This window comes from Mesorhizobium sp. M0208 (genome assembly GCF_040322015.1).
Taxonomy (GTDB): Bacteria; Pseudomonadota; Alphaproteobacteria; order Rhizobiales; family Rhizobiaceae; genus Mesorhizobium.
In genome coordinates this window covers 187,521-204,112 of the sequence record NZ_JAMYSP010000003.1, presented here as the reverse complement: position 1 = coordinate 204,112, position 16,592 = coordinate 187,521, and the positions used below count along the sequence as shown (strand labels likewise).

The following is a 16,592-nucleotide window of genomic DNA, read 5'->3' as shown; positions in this document are numbered from 1 at the left end:
CTCGTCTATGAGCCACGCACAGTTCAAAGGCGCGTCTGTGGGCGCGCCTTAATAATTCGGCCCGTGACCGGGCCCAGACCGACGGGCAAGACCATGAAAATCAAGAATTCGCTCAAGGCGTTGAAGGCGCGTCACCGCGACAACCAGCTGGTTCGTCGCAAGGGCCGCATCTACATCATCAACAAGACCGCGCCGCGCTACAAGGCGCGCCAGGGTTGAGTTTTCGACGGAGGCTGCGCGCCTCCGTTCGCATGATACGACACTCACGCTAAATTCAGTTTGACGATCCGGCGTCGGGGGCTAGATTCCCGCGATGCGGATTCTTTTTGCATTTTTCACGGCTTTCCTCGTTTCCGGCGCTGTCTCGCTGCCGGCGTGGGCTGAAGATCCGACCACAACTCCGCCGACAGCACCTCCGGTCGTCAAGACGAAACAGGCGCGGCTCGATCAGCTGTTTGCCGATCTCAAGCGCGAACGCAATGAAAAGGCGGCCGAGCGCATCGCCGGACGGATCGGCAGCGAGTGGTCCCAGTCGGGCAGCGCCTCTATCGACCTGATGATGCAATGGTCGCAGAAGGCAATCGAAAATCAGAAATTCGATGTCGCGCTCGATTTTCTCGATCAGGCGGTGACTTTGCAGCCGACCTATGCGGAAGGCTGGAACCGGCGCGCCACTGTTCATTTCATGATGAAGAACTACGGGAAGTCGATGGCGGACATCGACCGCACCCTGCAGCTCGAACCACGCCATTTCGGCGCGCTTTCGGGCCTGGCTCAGATCATGGCCGAAACCGGCCACAAGCAGTCGGCACTTGAAGCCTGGCAGCGCGTTCTCGGCATCTACCCGATGATGCGCAGCGCCCAGGACCAGGTCGCCGCACTTTCCGAGGAGCTTGCCGGCGAAGGCATTTGAAGCCAGTAGGGCAATAGGGGAGTAAGGCAGTATGTGAGGTGTAGATTGCACTGCGGAACGCATGCCCCCTACTCCCCTACTCCCCTACTCCCCTACTCCCCTACTCCCCTACTCCCCTACTCCCCTACTCCCCTACTCCCCTATAGGCCCGATCTACGCCGCTTGCTTCCGTGACGAGTTTCTCCACAAGCGCGGCGGCCGGCATCTGCCGCAGCTTCGCAACGCCCTGCCCGGCCCAAATGGGCAAGAAGTCAGCCCGCTTGCTTTCATCCTTCGCCATCGAAAGCGGCATGACCAGACTCGCCTGTAGCGGAAACGCCAGCGCAGCATCTTCCTCACCAGCCATTTCCATCACAAACCGGTTGCGCACCACGCGCGCTGGGCGGCCAGTGAAGCAGCGAGTCACCGACGTGCTCTCGTCGTTGGCCGAGCGCAATGCTGCGCGATAGACTGGCTGCACATTGGCTTCAGGACAGGCCAGGAAAGCCGTGCCGATCTGCACACCAGATGCACCAAGTGCAAAGCTGGCGGCAATGCCGCGACCGTCGAAGATACCGCCGGCGGCAATTACAGGCACCCGCACGGCATCAACAATCTGCGGTACGAGGGCCATGGTGCCGGCTGTGCCGATAGCAGGGTCGCCAGTGAATGTGCCGCGATGCCCACCGGCCTCGTATCCCTGGGCGATAATGGCGTCCACCCCTCCTGCCTCAAGCTGGCGCGCTTCCGAGACGGTGGTAGCCGAACACAAGACAGTACAGCCGGCCGCTTTCAACTGCTGCACAATTGCGGTGTCGGGTAGGCCGAAGTGGAAGCTGACCACCTTCGGGCGCAGCTCGAGCACAATTTCGAGACGCTCACGATCGAAGGTGGGGAAGGGCTCGCCCGGCTCGGGCACCGGTCCGAGGCCGACCTCCTCATAGCAGCCGCGAAGGCGGTCTCGCATGCTTTGGGCTGCCGCATCATCGCGTGCCGGCGGCGGGTGCGCAAAGAAGTTGACGTTGATCGGACGATTGGTCGCGTGCTGCGTCGCCGTGAGCTGCTCGCGGATAGCCGCCGCAGGCAGAATGCCGCATCCGAGCGAGCCAAGCGCCCCGGCATTGCTGACTGCCGCCGCCAGTTCCGGCGTGGTGATGCCGCTCATCGGCGCCTGGATTATCGGGTGCTCAATGCCGAGGAGTTCCAGAAGATCAGTGCGCATCCACATTGGATCACCCTCCTCTTTCTCCCAGGAGAGATTTTACCCTAACTGACCTCCAGCTCAAGTCGGATGGGGCCTCCGAACCGGCTCGCGGCCGGCCACAGGCTGATGCACGCGGGCGGGAGTTCGGCGTCGACCCTGATCTACCTGCCGTCGATGCGCCGGGCTGGCGCCGCGTTTACGACGCGCCATGCAGCCGGCCCATCCGGCAGCCGCCGCCGACATTAGCGGCCGACTTCCGATCCGACATAGGCGATGCGCAGCATGTTGGTCGAGCCGGGCGTCCTCAGCGGAACGCCGGCCGTGATGATGACGCGGTCGCCGGGCTTGCCGAATCCTTCGTCCAAAGCGATGCGGCAGGCGCGATCGACCATGTCGTCGAGGTCGATGGCATCGGGAGAAACGACGCAATGCGTGCCCCACAACAGCGACAGCCGCCGCGCCGTGTTGAGGATCGGCGACAGCGCCACGATCGGCACTTGCGGCCGCTCGCGCGCGGCGCGCAGGCCGGTTGTACCCGAGGCCGTGTAGGTGATGATGGCCGACAGCTTCAGCGTCTCAGCGATCTCGCGGGCAGCAAGCGAAATGGCGTCGGCGCCGGTCGCTTCCGGTTCCGAGCGCTGCGCGTTGATGATGCCGGCATAGGTCGGGTCGGTTTCGACCTTGGTGGCGATCCGGTTCATCATCGCCACCGCTTCGACCGGGTAGGCGCCGGCGGCGGACTCCGCCGAAAGCATGATCGCGTCGGCGCCTTCAAACACGGCGATCGAGACGTCCGAGACTTCGGCGCGGGTCGGCACCGGCGCGGTGATCATCGATTCCAGCATCTGCGTGGCAACCACCACAGGCTTGCCGGCGCGGCGGGCGGCGCGGGTGATCTGCTTCTGAATGCCAGGCACGGCTTCGAGCGGCATCTCGACGCCGAGATCGCCGCGGGCGACCATCAGCGCATCCGAAAGCTCGATGATCTCGGCCAGCCGGGCGACGGCCTGCGGCTTTTCGATCTTGGCCATGATCAGCGCCCGGCCGCGCGCGATCTTGCGCGCTTCGGCCAGGTCCTCGGGCCGCTGCACGAAGGACAGCGCCACCCAGTCGACGCCGGTCGCCAGAACCGCGTCAAGATCCCGGCGGTCCTTTTCCGTCAGCGCGCCGACCGGCAGGTCGGTGTCGGGCAGGCTGACGCCCTTCTTGTCGGAAATGGTGGTGCCGGCGACGACGGTGCAGACGATCGCCTTGCCGTTGCTGCTGACCGCCTTGAGCTCGAGCTTGCCGTCGTCGATCAGCAGGCGATGACCGGCCTCGACCGAACGCAGGATTTCGGGATGCGGCAGGTAGACCCTCTTCGAATTGCCGGGCTCGGGATTGTCGTCGAGCGTGAAGGTCTGGCCGACGGTCAGCACTTCTTTGCCGTTGGCGAACTTACCGACGCGCAGCTTTGGCCCTTGCAGGTCGGCGAGAACGCCGATCGGCCGGCCGACCGCCTCCTCGACGGCACGAATGCGGCCGACAAGCGTCCGCATCAATTCATGGTCGGTGTGGCTCATATTGATCCGGAACACGTCGGCGCCGGCTTCGAACAGCTTCTTCAGCATCTCCTCGGACGAGGAGGCCGGACCGATGGTGGCGAGGATCTTGACCTTGCGGCTGCGTCTCATTGACTGTTTGTTCCCGGGGCGGCTGCAGCGCCATCCGTTGCGGGCTCGTCAGTCAGCTGGACCATCCAGCTTGCCTGCTCGCCCGTGTCATATTCCTGAAATCCGGCGCGCTGAAAGCCCCGGGCGACGCAGTCGGTAACGCCGGCAATCTTAAACTCTTTTTCGGCCACGCACATGTTGATCGGGCCATCCCAGCGTCCGCCGCGCTCGGCGTCTTCTGCATAAAGATAGTAAAACCTTGATGACAACGGTCCCTCGATCAGCGTCTTGCAGCTCGATCCTTCGATGTGCCACCAGCCTTCGGTGATCCAGCCGGCCTTGGCGCGATAGCCGATGCCGACGCCTACCAGGTTCTGCGTGGCGTTGCAGACCCGGAAATCGGCCCGTGCCGGCGAGGCCGTGATCACCGCGAAAAGGCCCATTGCCGGTATCAGGAGCGGCATGGCCAAGGCATGGCGCACACGCAGCCTGCCGGCGAAACCCATCCTGAAACCCCTCAAGAACCACATTTGCATCTCTCAACGCCCCTTTTCGGAAAAGTCCGTACGCATGTCAACGCGCCGATCTGTCCAATTCCAATCGATTTAGAAGGCTCCGGCGCGCTTGCGGTCGCCCCTGCTCAGTTTTTTGGCAGAAACCGTGGCCAAACAACGGCATTGCGCAAGCGTTCTCTTCGTGGAATGACGATACCACCCTCCCAGGAAGCCCGCGAACAGACCTTTCCCGCCGATGACCCGATCCACAGTTTTCGCGCCTTTCGACATCGTCGAAGGCGACCGCAAGCGCGGCATGGTGCTTTTGGCCGATCACGCTCGCCGCGACCTGCCGGAGGAGTATGGCAGCCTTGGCCTGCCAGCGGCGGAGTTCGACCGCCACATCGCCTACGACATCGGCGTCGAGACTGTAACCCGCGAACTCGCAAGTCTGCTCGGCGTTCCGGCGGTGCTTGCCAATTTTTCACGGCTGCTGATCGATCCCAATCGCGGCGAGGACGATCCAACGCTGATTCGCCAGCTCTATGACGGCACCATCATCCCGGGAAATTATCCCATGGCGCCGGAGGAACGCGAAAGACGTCTGGACCGCTTTTACCGCCCCTATCATGATGCCGTCGGCGCCATGATCGCCTCGGTGGCGCAAGCGTCCGCGCAGGCACCTTTCATCTTTTCGGTGCATTCCTTCACGCCGACCATGCAGGGCTTCGTGCGGCCGTGGCACGTCGGCATATTATGGGATCTCGACGATCGCGTTGCGCGGCCGCTGATCGACATGCTCGCCAAGGACAAGAGCCTCATCGTCGGCGACAACGAACCCTATGACGGCGCACTGCGCGGCGACACCATGTTCAGGCACGCCATCGTCAACGGATTTGCCCATGCGCTGCTCGAGATCCGCCAGGACCTGATCGCCGACCTTAAGGGTGCCCTCGACTGGGCCGAACGGCTGGCGCCGATCGTTGACGCGATCGATCGACGTGCCGATATACATGCGGTGAAAATATTCGGCTCGCGCACCGGACCGGTGTGACGGAAGGCCCAAGGGACGCCAAAGACATGACCGAACTCAGCGACGAACAAAAGCGCGATTTCGAAGCCGCTGCCTTCCGCCGGCTGGTCGCGCATCTGCGCGAGCGTTCCGACGTGCAGAACATCGACCTGATGAACCTCGCCGGCTTCTGCCGCAACTGCCTGTCCAACTGGTACCGCGATGCGGCGCAGGCCGAGGGTGTCGAACTCAGCAAGGAACAGTCGCGCGAGATCATCTACGGCATGCCCTATGCCGAGTGGCAGGCACTGAACCAGATCGAAGCCTCCGATGCCAAGAAGGCCGAGTTCGAGGCAAGGCGCCCCAGGGATCACTAGGGGAGGACGCCGTGCCTAAAATTGACGTTGCCGACGTGCCCGGACGCAAGGGCTCATCCTATCCACCGCCGTTCGATGCACCCTGTGCCGAACGCGTGCGGCAGCAGCTGGGCAACGCAGGCGGGCTCACCGACTTCGGCATCAATCTCATGCGCCTGCCGCCGGGCAACTGGTCGAGCCAGCGCCACTGGCATTCGCACGAAGAGGAATTCGTCTACGTGCTTGAAGGCGAGCTGACGCTCGTCGAAGATGCCGGCGAGACGGTGCTGCGCGCTGGTGACTGCGCGGCCTTTCCGAAAGGATCAGGCAACGGCCATCACATGATCAATAAATCGGGCGCGATGGCGATCTATCTCGAAGTCGGTTCGCGCTGGCCCGATGACGTCGCCACCTGCTCCGACATCGACATGATGAGCACCAACGCTGATGGCCGGTTTGTGCACAAGGATGGCGCGCCTTATCCCGAGCCGTAAGGATTTCGGAGTGGACCGCCGAGATGGTTGGCCGACGCGAGAGGACGTAGCGTCTGGTCCAAGCACTTTCGGCAAAGAGCGCTTGACTGTGAATTGAATCGATCTAATTTGCCGCGCGAAGCCATTTCCGGACCGGATTCTACCCGATGGACGCGCAGAAAATGACGCAGACCGCGATTCGTGGACGCTGGGCAGTGGCCGGCATCTTCCTCGCCAATGGCTTCCTGACCGGCAGCTGGGCGCCGCAGATCCCGGTGTTCCTCACCCGGCTGGACATCAGCAAATTCACGCTCGGCCTGTTGATTCTGTTGTTCGGGGCCGGGGCCGTAACCGCCATGACCTGGTGCGGCCATCTGATCTCGAAGCATGGCTCGCGCACTGTGCTGCGCTGGTTCGGACTTGCCGGCAGCTTCGGCCTGTTGGTCGTGGCTCTGGCCCCCAACGTGCCCCTCGCGGCCGTCGCCATGTTCATCTTCGGCGGTTCGATCGGCGGCATGGACGTCGCCATGAATGCCAATGCAGTGGCAGTCGAACGGCGGCTGTCCCGTGCCATCATGTCGTCCTCGCACGGCTTCTGGAGCCTTGGCGGTTTCGCTGGCGGCGCTTTGGGCGGTTTCGCCATCCAGAACTACGGTCACCTCGCCCATGCGACGGTGGTGACGGCTCTTGCCTTTGCCGTCATCGCCGTAGCGATCCGCTACCTGATCGCCGAGGACAAGCACCCAGTCGCCGAGCACCACAAATTCGCGCTGCCGGCAAACCCGCTGGTCTATCTGGTTGGGCTGATGGCACTGCTGACGATGATCTCCGAAGGTGCGGTGCTCGACTGGGCGGCGCTGTATCTCAGGCAGGAGCTCGGCGCCGATCTTGCCATCGCAGGCCTGGCCTACGCCGCCTTTTCCGGTGTCATGGCCGTCATGCGCTTCCTTGGTGATGGCGTCCGCAACCGTTTCGGGGCCGTTACGACGTTGCGCGCCTCGGCTCTTGCCGCTGCTGCCGGCATGCTGGTGGCCGGGCTGGCTCCCTCGCCGTGGCTCGCCATTGCCGCCTTCGCCTTTTGCGGCCTCGGCATCGCCAACATGGTGCCGATCATCTTTTCGGCCGGCGGCAACCAGGAGGGCATGGCGTCCGGCACCGGTATGAGCGTCGTCACCACAATGGGTTACTCAGGCATTCTGGTGGCGCCGTCGGCGATCGGCTTCATCGCCGAACACTCGAGCTTCGGCCCGATCTTCGTCGCTCTGTCCGGGCTGCTGATCGTCGTGCTGTTGATGGCCGGCCTCGCTCACCGCGCTGAATTTGCTGCCGAGCCAGCACCGGCTGAATAGCGCTTGAGCTCTTCGTAGAGGAAATCCGCGACGCGGCGGATGCGGACGCTTGTACGCACGTCGCGGTGCATGGCGAGCCACACCGGCAGCGTCGGCAGCGGGAGACCCGGCAGCACTGTCTCGACCAGCGGATCACGGTCGGCGAGCGGCTCCTGGCCAAAGCCGATGCCGTTTCCCGACCGCACCGCTTCCCACAGCACGATCTGATTATCGGTCCTGAAGCGGAAGGCATTGCGGGCGAGCGGGACGCCGAACTGGGCAAAGCCGCGAATGATCTCATCGCTGCGATCGAAGCCGACCAGATCATGGCCGGCGAGATCCCGGGCCTCGCGCGGACGGCCACGCCGGTCGAGATAGGATTTTGCCGCGCAGGCGCGGAGCGGAATGTCGGTCACCTTGCGCGCGACCAGTTCATTCTGCGCCGGCTTGACCATGCGAATGGCGATATCGGCATCGCGACGCAGCAGATTCTCGACCTGGTTCGAGGCGACGATCTCGACCTCGATGCCCGGCTCCTCGAAACCAAGCCTCGCCATCATTTCCGGCAGCACATAGGCGGCCACCACTTCGCTGGCGGCAATGCGCACCGTACCCTCTATCGCCTCGACCGATCCCAGCGCCAGCAGCGAAAAGGCGCTCGCCTGCTCGCTCACCGCGCGACCCTGTTCAAAGAGCGTGCTGCCTGCTTCCGTGAGCGCATAGCCACGCCGCCCACGCCGGAACAGGGTGACGCCGAGCGCCTGTTCCAGCTCGGCGATGTGGCGGCCGAGCGTCGGCTGGCTTGCGGCAAGTTTTCGCGCGGCGGCAGACAGGCTGCCGGTCTCCGCCACCGTGACGAAACTCTTGATCAGGTTCCAATCGATATCCATTCAAAATTGAATATCAGAACGCCAGCCTTAGTCAATTTTCATTCGCTTGCGAAGAGGCCACAACAGGGTCGCAACACAAACACGGAGACGAACAATGACCAAGATCGCAATTCTCGGCGCCAACGGCCGGCTCGGCCGTGCGGTGGCCAAGGCCTTCCTCGATGCCGGCTACGATGTCCGCGCCGTCACCCGCGGCGGCAAGGTGCCGGCCGAGCTCAAAGGCGCCACGGCAATCGCCGGCGACGCGCTCGACCGCAACGCGCTGATCCGCGCCACCGAAGGCGTCGACATCATCTTCAACGGCCTCAACCCGCTCTACACCGACTGGGGCAAGTGTCTGCCGATGGCGGAGAACGTCATGGCTGCCTGCCGGGCGAACGGCGCACTGCATCTCTTCCCGGGCACCGTCTACAATTACGGCTCGCCGATGCCGGCGGTGATCGCCGAAGACACGCCGTTTCGCCCGACGACGGAAAAGGGCCGCATCCGCGTCGCCATGGAAGATCTGTTTCGCCGCGAGGCGGACGCGGGTCGGGTGCGCACGATCCTGCTGCGCGCCGGTGATTTCTTCGGCGGCACCGGCAGCGGATCGTGGTTCGATCTGGTTGTCGCCGCCAAGATGACCAAGGGTATCTATACGGCACCGGGACCGGTCGATCTCGTGCATGAATGGGCCTATCTGCCCGACCTGGCCAAGACCTTCGTCGGGCTGGCTGACAATCTCGACAAGCTCGGCTCATACGAGGCGCTGAATTTTCCTGGCCATGCGGTGACCGATCTGGACATCAAGGCGGCCGCGGAGAAGGCGCTCGGGCACGCGCTGAAGCTGACGAAGATGCCGTGGTGGGTGCTGCGCGCCGGCAGCCCGTTCGTGGCGATGTGGCGCGAGATCGTTTCGATGTCCTATCTCCGCTTCGAGCCGCACCGGCTGGCTTCAGCCCGGCTGGAAGGCATTATCGGTACGATCCCGCACACGCCGCTGGAAGATGCAGTATCGGAAGCGCTTGAGGATATCGGCGTCGCCACAACCAAGCCGGTGCAGCAAGCTGCCCAATAAGGAAGTTGAAAAAGACGGATGGTCTGACGGTCATCCGCCGCTTGTCCGGACCAATGATTGCGCTCAGATCCGGCCCATCAACAGCAGCACCAAGACAACGATCAGGATGACGCCGACGATGCCCGATGGGCCGTAACCCCAGGACCGAGAATGCGGCCACGCCGGAACCGCGCCGATCAGGATAAGAATAAGAATAATGATGAGAATGGTGCTGATCGTCATCAGAAAATCCTCGCTTTGAGGTTGCAATGACGAAACAATGCAGAAGGCCGCCCATTGTTCCCGGGCGGCCTTTGCTTGATCAGGGCAGCAATCGGACTCTATTCGGCGGCCTTCGGGAAGGCGATCGCCGGCTCGGCGCCCAGATCGGCGTCCAGGCCTTTCGACGGGATGTCGGCCTTGCGACGCCCCAACAGGCTACTGAACCAGCCACGGCGCGCACCGGGTTTGACCTTGGCGCGCGTGAACACCATCAGCATCGACGGCGTCACCACCAGCGTCAGCACGGTGGCGAAGGACAGCCCGAAGACGATAGCCGAAGACAGCGAAATCCACCATTGCGTCGACGGCGCGTTGATCGTCGTCTCGTGGTGGAAGATTTCGAGGCCGAGGCCGAAAGCGATCGGCAGCACGCCGAGGATCGCCGACACTGCCGTCAGCACCACCGGGCGGGCACGTTCGCGGCAGGTCTGCAGAACGGCTTCGTATTTGTCCCAGCCCTCTTCGCGCAACCGGTCATAGGTGTCGATCAGCACGATGTTGTTGTTCACCACCACGCCGGCCAGCGCAATGACACCGATGCCCGACATGACGATGCCGAATGCCTCTCCCGTCAGCAGCAGCCCGAGGAACACGCCGATCGTCGCCATGACCACGCAGGACAGCACCAGCCAGACGCTGGTGAACTTGTTGAACTGCGCCAGAAGCACGATGAAGATCAGGAAGATCGCCGCACCGAAGGCTTTGCTGAGGAAGGCCCCGGCCTCCGCACTGTCCTCATTCGAACCGGCAAGCTTCCAGCGAATGCCGCTGCCGAGGTTCATGTCGGCGACAGCTTTGGTGACCTCCTGCTGGACGGCAGCCACCTGGGCGCCGGCAGCGACGTTGGCCTGGACGACCACCGTTCGCGCGCCGTCGATGCGGTTGAGGATACCGACCGTCGGCTCCGGCTTGCGCACGACGAAGTTCGAGATCGGCACCGAGCCTTGCGCGGTCTGCACCCTGAGTTCGTCGAGCGTCGACAGCGTGCGCCGATCCTCGGGCAGGCGCAGCCTGATGTCCACCGCATCGTCGGCGCCGGCTGGCCGGTACTCGCTGAGCTTCAGCCCGTTGGTCACCAATTGCACGACCGTCCCGACCGCGGTCGGACTGATGCCGTACTGCGCCGCCTTGGCGCGATCGACCTCGAGCGCCCAGTCGACCCCGGGCGGCGCCAGACCATCGGAAATATCGATGACGCCGGGCACCTTGGCAATGCGCGCGGCGACGGCGCGGGCCTTGTCGTCAAGGCCCTTCGGATCGACGGCCGAAAGCCTGATCTGGATCGGCTTGCCGGTGGGCGGGCCGGCTTCCGGCACGCGAACCTCGACGTCGACACCGGGAATGCCGGCCATCACGCCGCGCAGTTCGTCCAGGATTGAGTTCGCCGATTTGCGCTCGCGCCAGTCGACGAATTCGTACTGGATCACGCCGACCACGTCTTCCGGAACGTCCTGGCCGCCGCCCTGCGTCTTGCCGACACGCGTATAGACGGACTTCACGCCCGGCCAACCGAGCAGCCGATTTTCCGCCGTCTTGGTGGCCGCGTCCATTTCGGCAAGCGAAAGATTGCCGCGGGCGTGGACATAGAGCAGGCCGTAGTCAGGCTCGACATTCGGGAAGAATTCGACGCCGGCGCCGAATTTCGAATAGGCGTAGCCGACGCCGAACAACAGCGCCACAGTGAGGACAAGCACGGTGATGGGATAGTGCACCGCCTGCTTGACCACGGCCATGTACCAGCCGTCGCGATTGTCGTCGGGGTGATGGGCCGGCGCCTTGGCAAATATCGCGCCCAGCGTCGGCGCGAAGACCAGCGCATAGAGCATCGAGGCCGAGAGCGTCACGATCAGAGTGATCGGCATATATTTCATGAAGTCGCCGATGATGCCCGGCCAGAACAACAGCGGCGAGAAGGCGGCAATGCGCGTCATCGTCGCCGCGATGACCGGGCCGGCCATGCGCTTGGCGGCAAGCGCGAACGCCTCTTGCTTCGGCATGCCCTCGCTCATGCGACGCTCGGCGAATTCGGTGACGATAATGGCGTCGTCGACCAGCATGCCGACCGCCAGGATCAGGCTGAACAGCACGATCATGTTGATCGTGTAGCCCATCATTGCCAGCAACAGGATACCGATCAGGAAGGATGAGGGGATGGCCAGTCCGATCAGCAGCGAGGCACGGCCGGACAGCGCGTAGAGGATAACGATGAACACCAGGATGACGGCGATCATCACGTGGTTCTGCAGGTCGCCGAGCAACTGGTTCACGAAAACGGACTTGTCTTGCGTGTAGGTGACGTGCATGCCCTCCGGCATCGTCTTGATGAAGGCGTCGGACACCTCCCTGACCTTGCCAATCGTATCGATCAGGTTGGAGCCGATGCGCTTCTTCACCTCGATGGCAATCGCCGGCTTGCCGTCGAGGCGGGTAACCGTCTCGGCGTCCTTGAAGGTCGAGCGGATGGTGGCGATATCCTTGGCCTGCACCACGGCATTGGGGCCGGCGACGACCGGAAGCGCCGCCACATCCTCTGGCGTCTCGATAAGCGACGGCACCTTGACTGCGTATTTGCCCTCGGACCCTTCGATATTGCCGGCGGCGACAAGACTGTTGGAAGCGCCGACCGCACCGATCAACTGGTCGAGCTGCAGCCCGTAGGAAGACAGCTTCATCGGATCGATGACCACTTCGACGAGGTCGTCGCGCGCACCCTGCAGCGAGCCCTCGAGCACACCAGGCACTTCCTCGATGCGGTCGCGCAACTCGCGCGCCGCCGCCGTCAGCACGCGCTCGGGCACCTCGCCCGACAGCGTCACGACCAGGACGGGGAACTCGGAGATGTTGACCTCTGAGACCACGGGCTCCTCGGCCGCTTGCGGCAGGTCGGCCTTGCCGTCCTGCACCTTGCTGCGCGTGTCCTGCAGCGCGGTGGCGAGATCCGTCTGTGGCTGGAATTCGACCAGCACATAGCCGCCGCCCTGGAAGGCGGCCGAGCGCATCTCCTTGAGGCCCTTCAGGCTCTTCAGCTTGGCTTCCATCGGCCGCAGCAAGAGGCGCTCGGAATCTTCCGGCGAGATGCCTTGGTAGATCAGGCTGATATACATCATCGGAATCGGAACGTCCGGTTCCGCTTCCTTCGGCGTCGACTGGTAAGCGACCGCACCGGCAAGGATGAGAAAGACCAGGACCGATATGGTCAGCCGGGCATTGCTGATTGCAAGTTTGACGATGTCCATGATTACTGCGTCCCGGTCGTCGCTTCGCCCAACAGCTTTTGGATGGTCGCCTGGTCCGCTTCGACCGGCTTGACCACTTCGCCTTCCTTCACCAGCTCCTGGCCGGCGACGATGATGCGGGCGTCGGTCGGAATGCCGCCAAGCACCAGGCCGGTCGGCGTGTCGTCGACCAGGTCGATCGGGAAGAACACGACCTTGTCGTCCTTGCCGACGGCGCGGATGCCGAGGTCGCCCTTGTCGCCGAGCGTCACCACCGAGCGCGGCAGCATGACGGCATCGGTCGGCTGGGCGCTGAGCGCGATTTCGGCCGTCATGCCGGCCGGTACGGAACCATCTGCATTCGGGATGGCGACTTCGACCCGGAAGGTACGGGTTGCCGATGATGCATCCCGGCTGATGTAGCGCACGATGCCCTCGACGTTCTGGCCGCTGACCAGACGCACATTCGCCTTGTCACCGATCTTCAGATAGCCGAGATCGCGTTCGCTGACCTCGCCGCGCGCAATCACCGGGTCGAGGCTGAGAATAGTAGCCACCTCGCCGCCCTGCATCACGGAACTGCCAAGCTCCACCGGCACCCGGTCGATAACGCCGTCGAAGGGCGCCTTCACCTCATTGCGGTCGAGTTCGGCTTGCGCTGCGTCCAGTTGCGACTTGGCCAGCGTCAGGTTGGAGCGGGCTGTATCGAGCTGCAACTTGGGCAGATTGCCGGTTTTCATAAGCCGCAGGGCAGCAGCCAGCTCTGCCTCCCGCTGCACGACAAGCTGCTTGGCATTGTCGACCGCCGAGATTTTTTCCTCGGCGGCAAGCATCAGGATCAGGTCGCCGGTCTTGACGTGCTGACCCTGCTTGACCGGCAGCTTGTCGATGACGCCGGCGACGCGTGTCGCCAGGACGGCGCGCTTGTCGGCTTCGGTCAGTCCGGAAATGCGGATAGCGCGTGCATAGGTGCGCCGCGGCGGGGTTATGACCGCGACCGTACGTAACGGCGCCTTGGGCTGTTCCGCCTCGGCAGTCCCCGGCTTGGCAGCCCCCTCTTCGCCAGTTTGGGGCTTGCCTGCGTCGGCTGTCTTGGGCTGCTCGACCTCTCCTGCCTTGGGCTTGTTATCGGCGGACGCGCTGCCGACGGACGAGAACTCGCCTGTCACCATCCAGCCGGCGAAACCGATGAGCACAACAATGGCAGCAAGCTTGTGAAACCTGAATTTCGGCATCGTTATTTTTCCAGTGCGCGGGGTTCGGCCAAGCCGCATCTTCTACTTGGGGCGCGTCGCCGATATGGGTGCGCGCGAGGCCGTATTCAAATTGCCGTGATCGGCGAAGCGCGCTTCTACCGCAAAGTTGCGGCGCAATATAGTCAGAAAAGTTGATGGATTGTTGCTTTGTCCGCAAAGATGCGGCTGCAGCATCGGCTGTTGATCGCCAAAACAGCGGTATGGCAGCAAGTGTCAGGATGATTGGACAGATTGCGACGTCATCTGCTTTGCGGAGGAGCGAGAGCAATTCCAGGAAAATGTGAAACGGTTTCCGTCCGGAATTGCGTCAAAACAAAAAGAAAAAGATAGAGCGGTTCGGCGTTTCCGAAACGATTAACCGTTCTAGGCCGGACGGCGGGCGGCCTCGGGCTGCTTGCGCGCCGCAAGAAACTCCTTGACCCGCCGGCCCGGCGCGGGCCCGCGTACCGGCTTCAGGCCGTCATCGAGCTCGCCGGACAGATCGATCGTCGGCCGCTTGCCGACGGCGTCGTAGTTTTCTTCCAGCCAGTCACTGGCCGCGGTGCGGCCGAGGTCGCGCAGATAGGCAAGGAACGCCCATTCGGCATTGACCTTGGACGATGCCGACAAATCCTTGAACGCTTCGTCGGCGTCGATGCGGTGCATGCGTATGTCGCGATATTCGCCGTGCGGCAGTCGGCCGGCGGCGATCAATTCCTTGACGAAGGCGATCGAGCGGAATTCGCGCAACAGCCCGGCATTGAAGGTGATCTCGTCGATGCGGTTTTGAATCTCATTGGCGCTCTTCGGCGTCCCCTCGCGGACCACCGGATTGATCTGAACCAAAAGCACGTCCTCGGTGGCCGCCGTCTTGAAGAACGGGAACAGTGCCGGGTTGCCGCCATAACCGCCATCCCAATAGGGCACGCCCTTGATCTCGACGGCACGGAACAATTGCGGCAAGCAGGCCGACGCCATCACCGTGTCGAGGTCGATCTCGCCGTCAGAGAAGACCCGCAACTGGCCGGTCTCGACATTGGTAGCGGAAATGAACAGTTCAATCGACTTGCAGGCGCGCACATTGTCGAAATCGATCTCACGTTCGACCACGTCGCGCAGCGGATTGATGGCGAGCGGATTGGCGACATAGGGCGAAAATACCCGAGACATCGTATCGAACAGGAAATAGCCGGGCGTGTTCTCGATCGACCAATTGCCCCAGGCGACGTCCCAAGGCATGCGCTGCACCGGGCTGAAGCGGCCCTTTGCCGCCACCGCACGCCAGAAATCGTCGAGCTTGCGCCGCGCACCCTCGACGCCGCCGCGGACAAAGCCGTCGGCCAGCGCCACAGCATTCATGGCACCGGCGCTGGTGCCCGAAACCGCCGTTATGTCGAGGCGCCCGTCCTCCAGCAGCCGATCGAGCACGCCCCAGGAAAACGCCCCGTGCGAGCCGCCGCCTTGCAGCGCGATGTTGATCTTCTTTGGCTCTTCCACCTTGCCGTTCTTCGGCATGGCGTGGCCCTTGACCGCTGGATGGCTCACTGAGCGGTCCAGCCGCCATCGACAGAGATGTGCGTGCCGTTGATCTGCGCCGCCGCATCCGAGCATAGGAACACTGCCACCGCCGCAACCTGCTCGACGGTAACGAACTCCTTGGTCGGCTGCTTTTCGAGCATGACCTCGCGGACCACCGTCTCGCGGTCCATCTTGTTGGCCTTCATCTGGTCGGGGATCTGCGCCTCGACCAGCGGCGTCAGCACATAGCCCGGACAAATGGCATTGCAGGTGATCTTGTCGCGCGCCAGCTCCAGGGCGACAGTCTTGGTCAAGCCCATAATGCCATGCTTGGCCGAGACATAGGCCGACTTGAACGGCGACGCGACTAAGCCGTGGGCCGAGGCGACGTTGACGATCCGGCCGCCACCGGCCTGTTTCATCAACGGAATGGCGGCGGCGATGGTGTGGAAGGCCGATGACAGGTTGATGGCGATGATCGCATCCCACTTCTCGATCGGGAAGCTTTCCACCGGCGCGACATGCTGGATGCCGGCATTGTTGATCAGGATGTCGACCGAGCCGAATGCCTCGGCTGCCTTCGCCACCAAAGCCCGGCACTCGGCCGGCTTCGACATGTCGGCTTTGACATAGGCGGTCCTCACCTTGTGGTGCTTCGCGATCGCGTCTGCGATGGCGTGGTCGTCTGCGGTATCGGAAAAGGAATTGACGACGAGGTTGCAGCCTTCGGCCGCGAGCGCGTGGGCAATGGCCAGGCCGATGCCCGAGGTAGAACCCGTGACGATGGCGGTTTTTCTGGTAGTCAAGGCTGGCTATTCCTTTGAAGTGGGTTCCCGCGGAACCATGTTGCACTGCAGCATATAGGTTCTCTGCCATCCAAGAACAGCGGATGTGTGGGGCAATGACATGAAATTTTTGTCATGAGGACCTCTCTTATCTCGACGAGAGAGGTGTCCAGCACCGGCTATTGCGACCGGCTTCCGCAAGTATGCGAGGGAAAAATCC

16 protein-coding genes are annotated in these 16,592 nt (G+C 63.1%); 7 read left to right on the top strand and 9 right to left on the bottom strand.

The features are described 5' to 3' along the window. The first annotated feature begins 93 nt into the window (after positions 1–93). Together ykgO and NKJ17_RS04755 are read left to right on the top strand one after the other, a co-directional pair. Positions 94–219 carry a type B 50S ribosomal protein L36 gene (gene ykgO, locus NKJ17_RS04760; protein WP_006203764.1) on the top strand — a complete coding sequence of 42 codons (126 nt, stop codon included), beginning with the start codon at positions 94–96 and terminating at the stop codon, positions 217–219. Between the two features lie 94 nt (positions 220–313). Continuing rightward, complete coding sequence (locus NKJ17_RS04755; RefSeq protein ID WP_352687263.1) at positions 314–913, top strand: tetratricopeptide repeat protein; 600 nt, start codon at positions 314–316, stop codon at positions 911–913. A 124-nt stretch (positions 914–1,037) separates the two neighbouring features. On the opposite strand, the gene NKJ17_RS04750 is transcribed toward NKJ17_RS04755, so the two are convergent. The 3 genes from NKJ17_RS04750 to NKJ17_RS04740 form a co-directional block, all read right to left on the bottom strand. Next, the gene (locus NKJ17_RS04750; protein ID WP_352687260.1) at positions 1,038–2,120 is read right to left on the bottom strand and encodes an NAD(P)H-dependent flavin oxidoreductase; all 1,083 of its coding nucleotides are present in this window, start codon (positions 2,118–2,120) and stop codon (positions 1,038–1,040) included. A gap of 218 nt (positions 2,121–2,338) precedes the next feature. Continuing rightward, complete coding sequence (gene pyk / locus NKJ17_RS04745) at positions 2,339–3,769, bottom strand: pyruvate kinase (RefSeq protein WP_352687257.1); 1,431 nt, start codon at positions 3,767–3,769, stop codon at positions 2,339–2,341. Then, positions 3,766–4,230 (bottom strand): DUF1036 domain-containing protein, encoded by a 465-nt coding sequence (locus NKJ17_RS04740; protein ID WP_502894192.1) that lies wholly within the window; start codon positions 4,228–4,230, stop codon positions 3,766–3,768. Before NKJ17_RS04740 ends, pyk begins: the two co-directional genes overlap by 4 nt. A 268-nt stretch (positions 4,231–4,498) precedes the next feature. Here NKJ17_RS04740 and NKJ17_RS04735 point away from each other — a divergent pair, with 268 nt between their 5' ends. The 4 genes from NKJ17_RS04735 to NKJ17_RS04720 all read left to right on the top strand — a co-directional run bounded on the left by NKJ17_RS04735 (position 4,499) and on the right by NKJ17_RS04720 (position 7,432). Then, complete coding sequence (locus tag NKJ17_RS04735; protein WP_254816514.1) at positions 4,499–5,296, top strand: N-formylglutamate amidohydrolase; 798 nt, start codon at positions 4,499–4,501, stop codon at positions 5,294–5,296. Positions 5,297–5,322: 26 nt separating this feature from the next. After that, the gene (locus NKJ17_RS04730) at positions 5,323–5,631 is read left to right on the top strand and encodes a DUF1244 domain-containing protein (protein WP_254816513.1); all 309 of its coding nucleotides are present in this window, start codon (positions 5,323–5,325) and stop codon (positions 5,629–5,631) included. Positions 5,632–5,642: 11 nt separating this feature from the next. Beyond that, positions 5,643–6,104 (top strand): cupin domain-containing protein, encoded by a 462-nt coding sequence (locus NKJ17_RS04725; protein ID WP_352687254.1) that lies wholly within the window; start codon positions 5,643–5,645, stop codon positions 6,102–6,104. Positions 6,105–6,250: 146 nt separating this feature from the next. Further along, complete coding sequence (locus NKJ17_RS04720) at positions 6,251–7,432, top strand: MFS transporter (RefSeq protein ID WP_352687251.1); 1,182 nt, start codon at positions 6,251–6,253, stop codon at positions 7,430–7,432. Here the strand turns inward: NKJ17_RS04720 and NKJ17_RS04715 are convergent. Next, positions 7,390–8,301, bottom strand: a complete 912-nt coding sequence (locus NKJ17_RS04715) for a LysR family transcriptional regulator (RefSeq protein ID WP_352650941.1) — start codon at positions 8,299–8,301, stop codon at positions 7,390–7,392. The two genes, NKJ17_RS04720 and NKJ17_RS04715, sit on opposite strands and share 43 nt — an antisense overlap. A 94-nt stretch (positions 8,302–8,395) precedes the next feature. On the opposite strand from NKJ17_RS04715, the gene NKJ17_RS04710 reads away from it, so the two are divergent. Then, positions 8,396–9,358, top strand: a complete 963-nt coding sequence (locus NKJ17_RS04710; protein WP_352650943.1) for an SDR family oxidoreductase — start codon at positions 8,396–8,398, stop codon at positions 9,356–9,358. A gap of 63 nt (positions 9,359–9,421) precedes the next feature. Here the strand turns inward: NKJ17_RS04710 and NKJ17_RS04705 are convergent, their stop codons facing one another. The 5 genes from NKJ17_RS04705 to NKJ17_RS04685 form a co-directional block, all read right to left on the bottom strand. Further along, on the bottom strand, positions 9,422–9,580 hold the full coding sequence (locus tag NKJ17_RS04705) for a DUF3309 family protein (RefSeq protein ID WP_023678456.1): 159 nt from the start codon (positions 9,578–9,580) through the stop codon (positions 9,422–9,424). 98 nt (positions 9,581–9,678) lie between these two features. Further along, a complete protein-coding gene (locus NKJ17_RS04700; protein ID WP_352687248.1) occupies positions 9,679–12,855 on the bottom strand; it encodes an efflux RND transporter permease subunit in 3,177 nt (1,058 codons plus the stop codon). 2 nt (positions 12,856–12,857) lie between these two features. Then, complete coding sequence (locus NKJ17_RS04695) at positions 12,858–14,069, bottom strand: efflux RND transporter periplasmic adaptor subunit (protein WP_352687245.1); 1,212 nt, start codon at positions 14,067–14,069, stop codon at positions 12,858–12,860. A gap of 384 nt (positions 14,070–14,453) precedes the next feature. Then, positions 14,454–15,584, bottom strand: a complete 1,131-nt coding sequence (locus NKJ17_RS04690; protein WP_352476433.1) for a patatin-like phospholipase family protein — start codon at positions 15,582–15,584, stop codon at positions 14,454–14,456. Between the two features lie 26 nt (positions 15,585–15,610). After that, positions 15,611–16,393: a 3-hydroxybutyrate dehydrogenase gene (locus tag NKJ17_RS04685; protein ID WP_352687242.1), complete on the bottom strand. Its 783-nt coding sequence runs from the start codon at positions 16,391–16,393 to the stop codon at positions 15,611–15,613. Positions 16,394–16,592 lie beyond the last annotated feature (199 nt).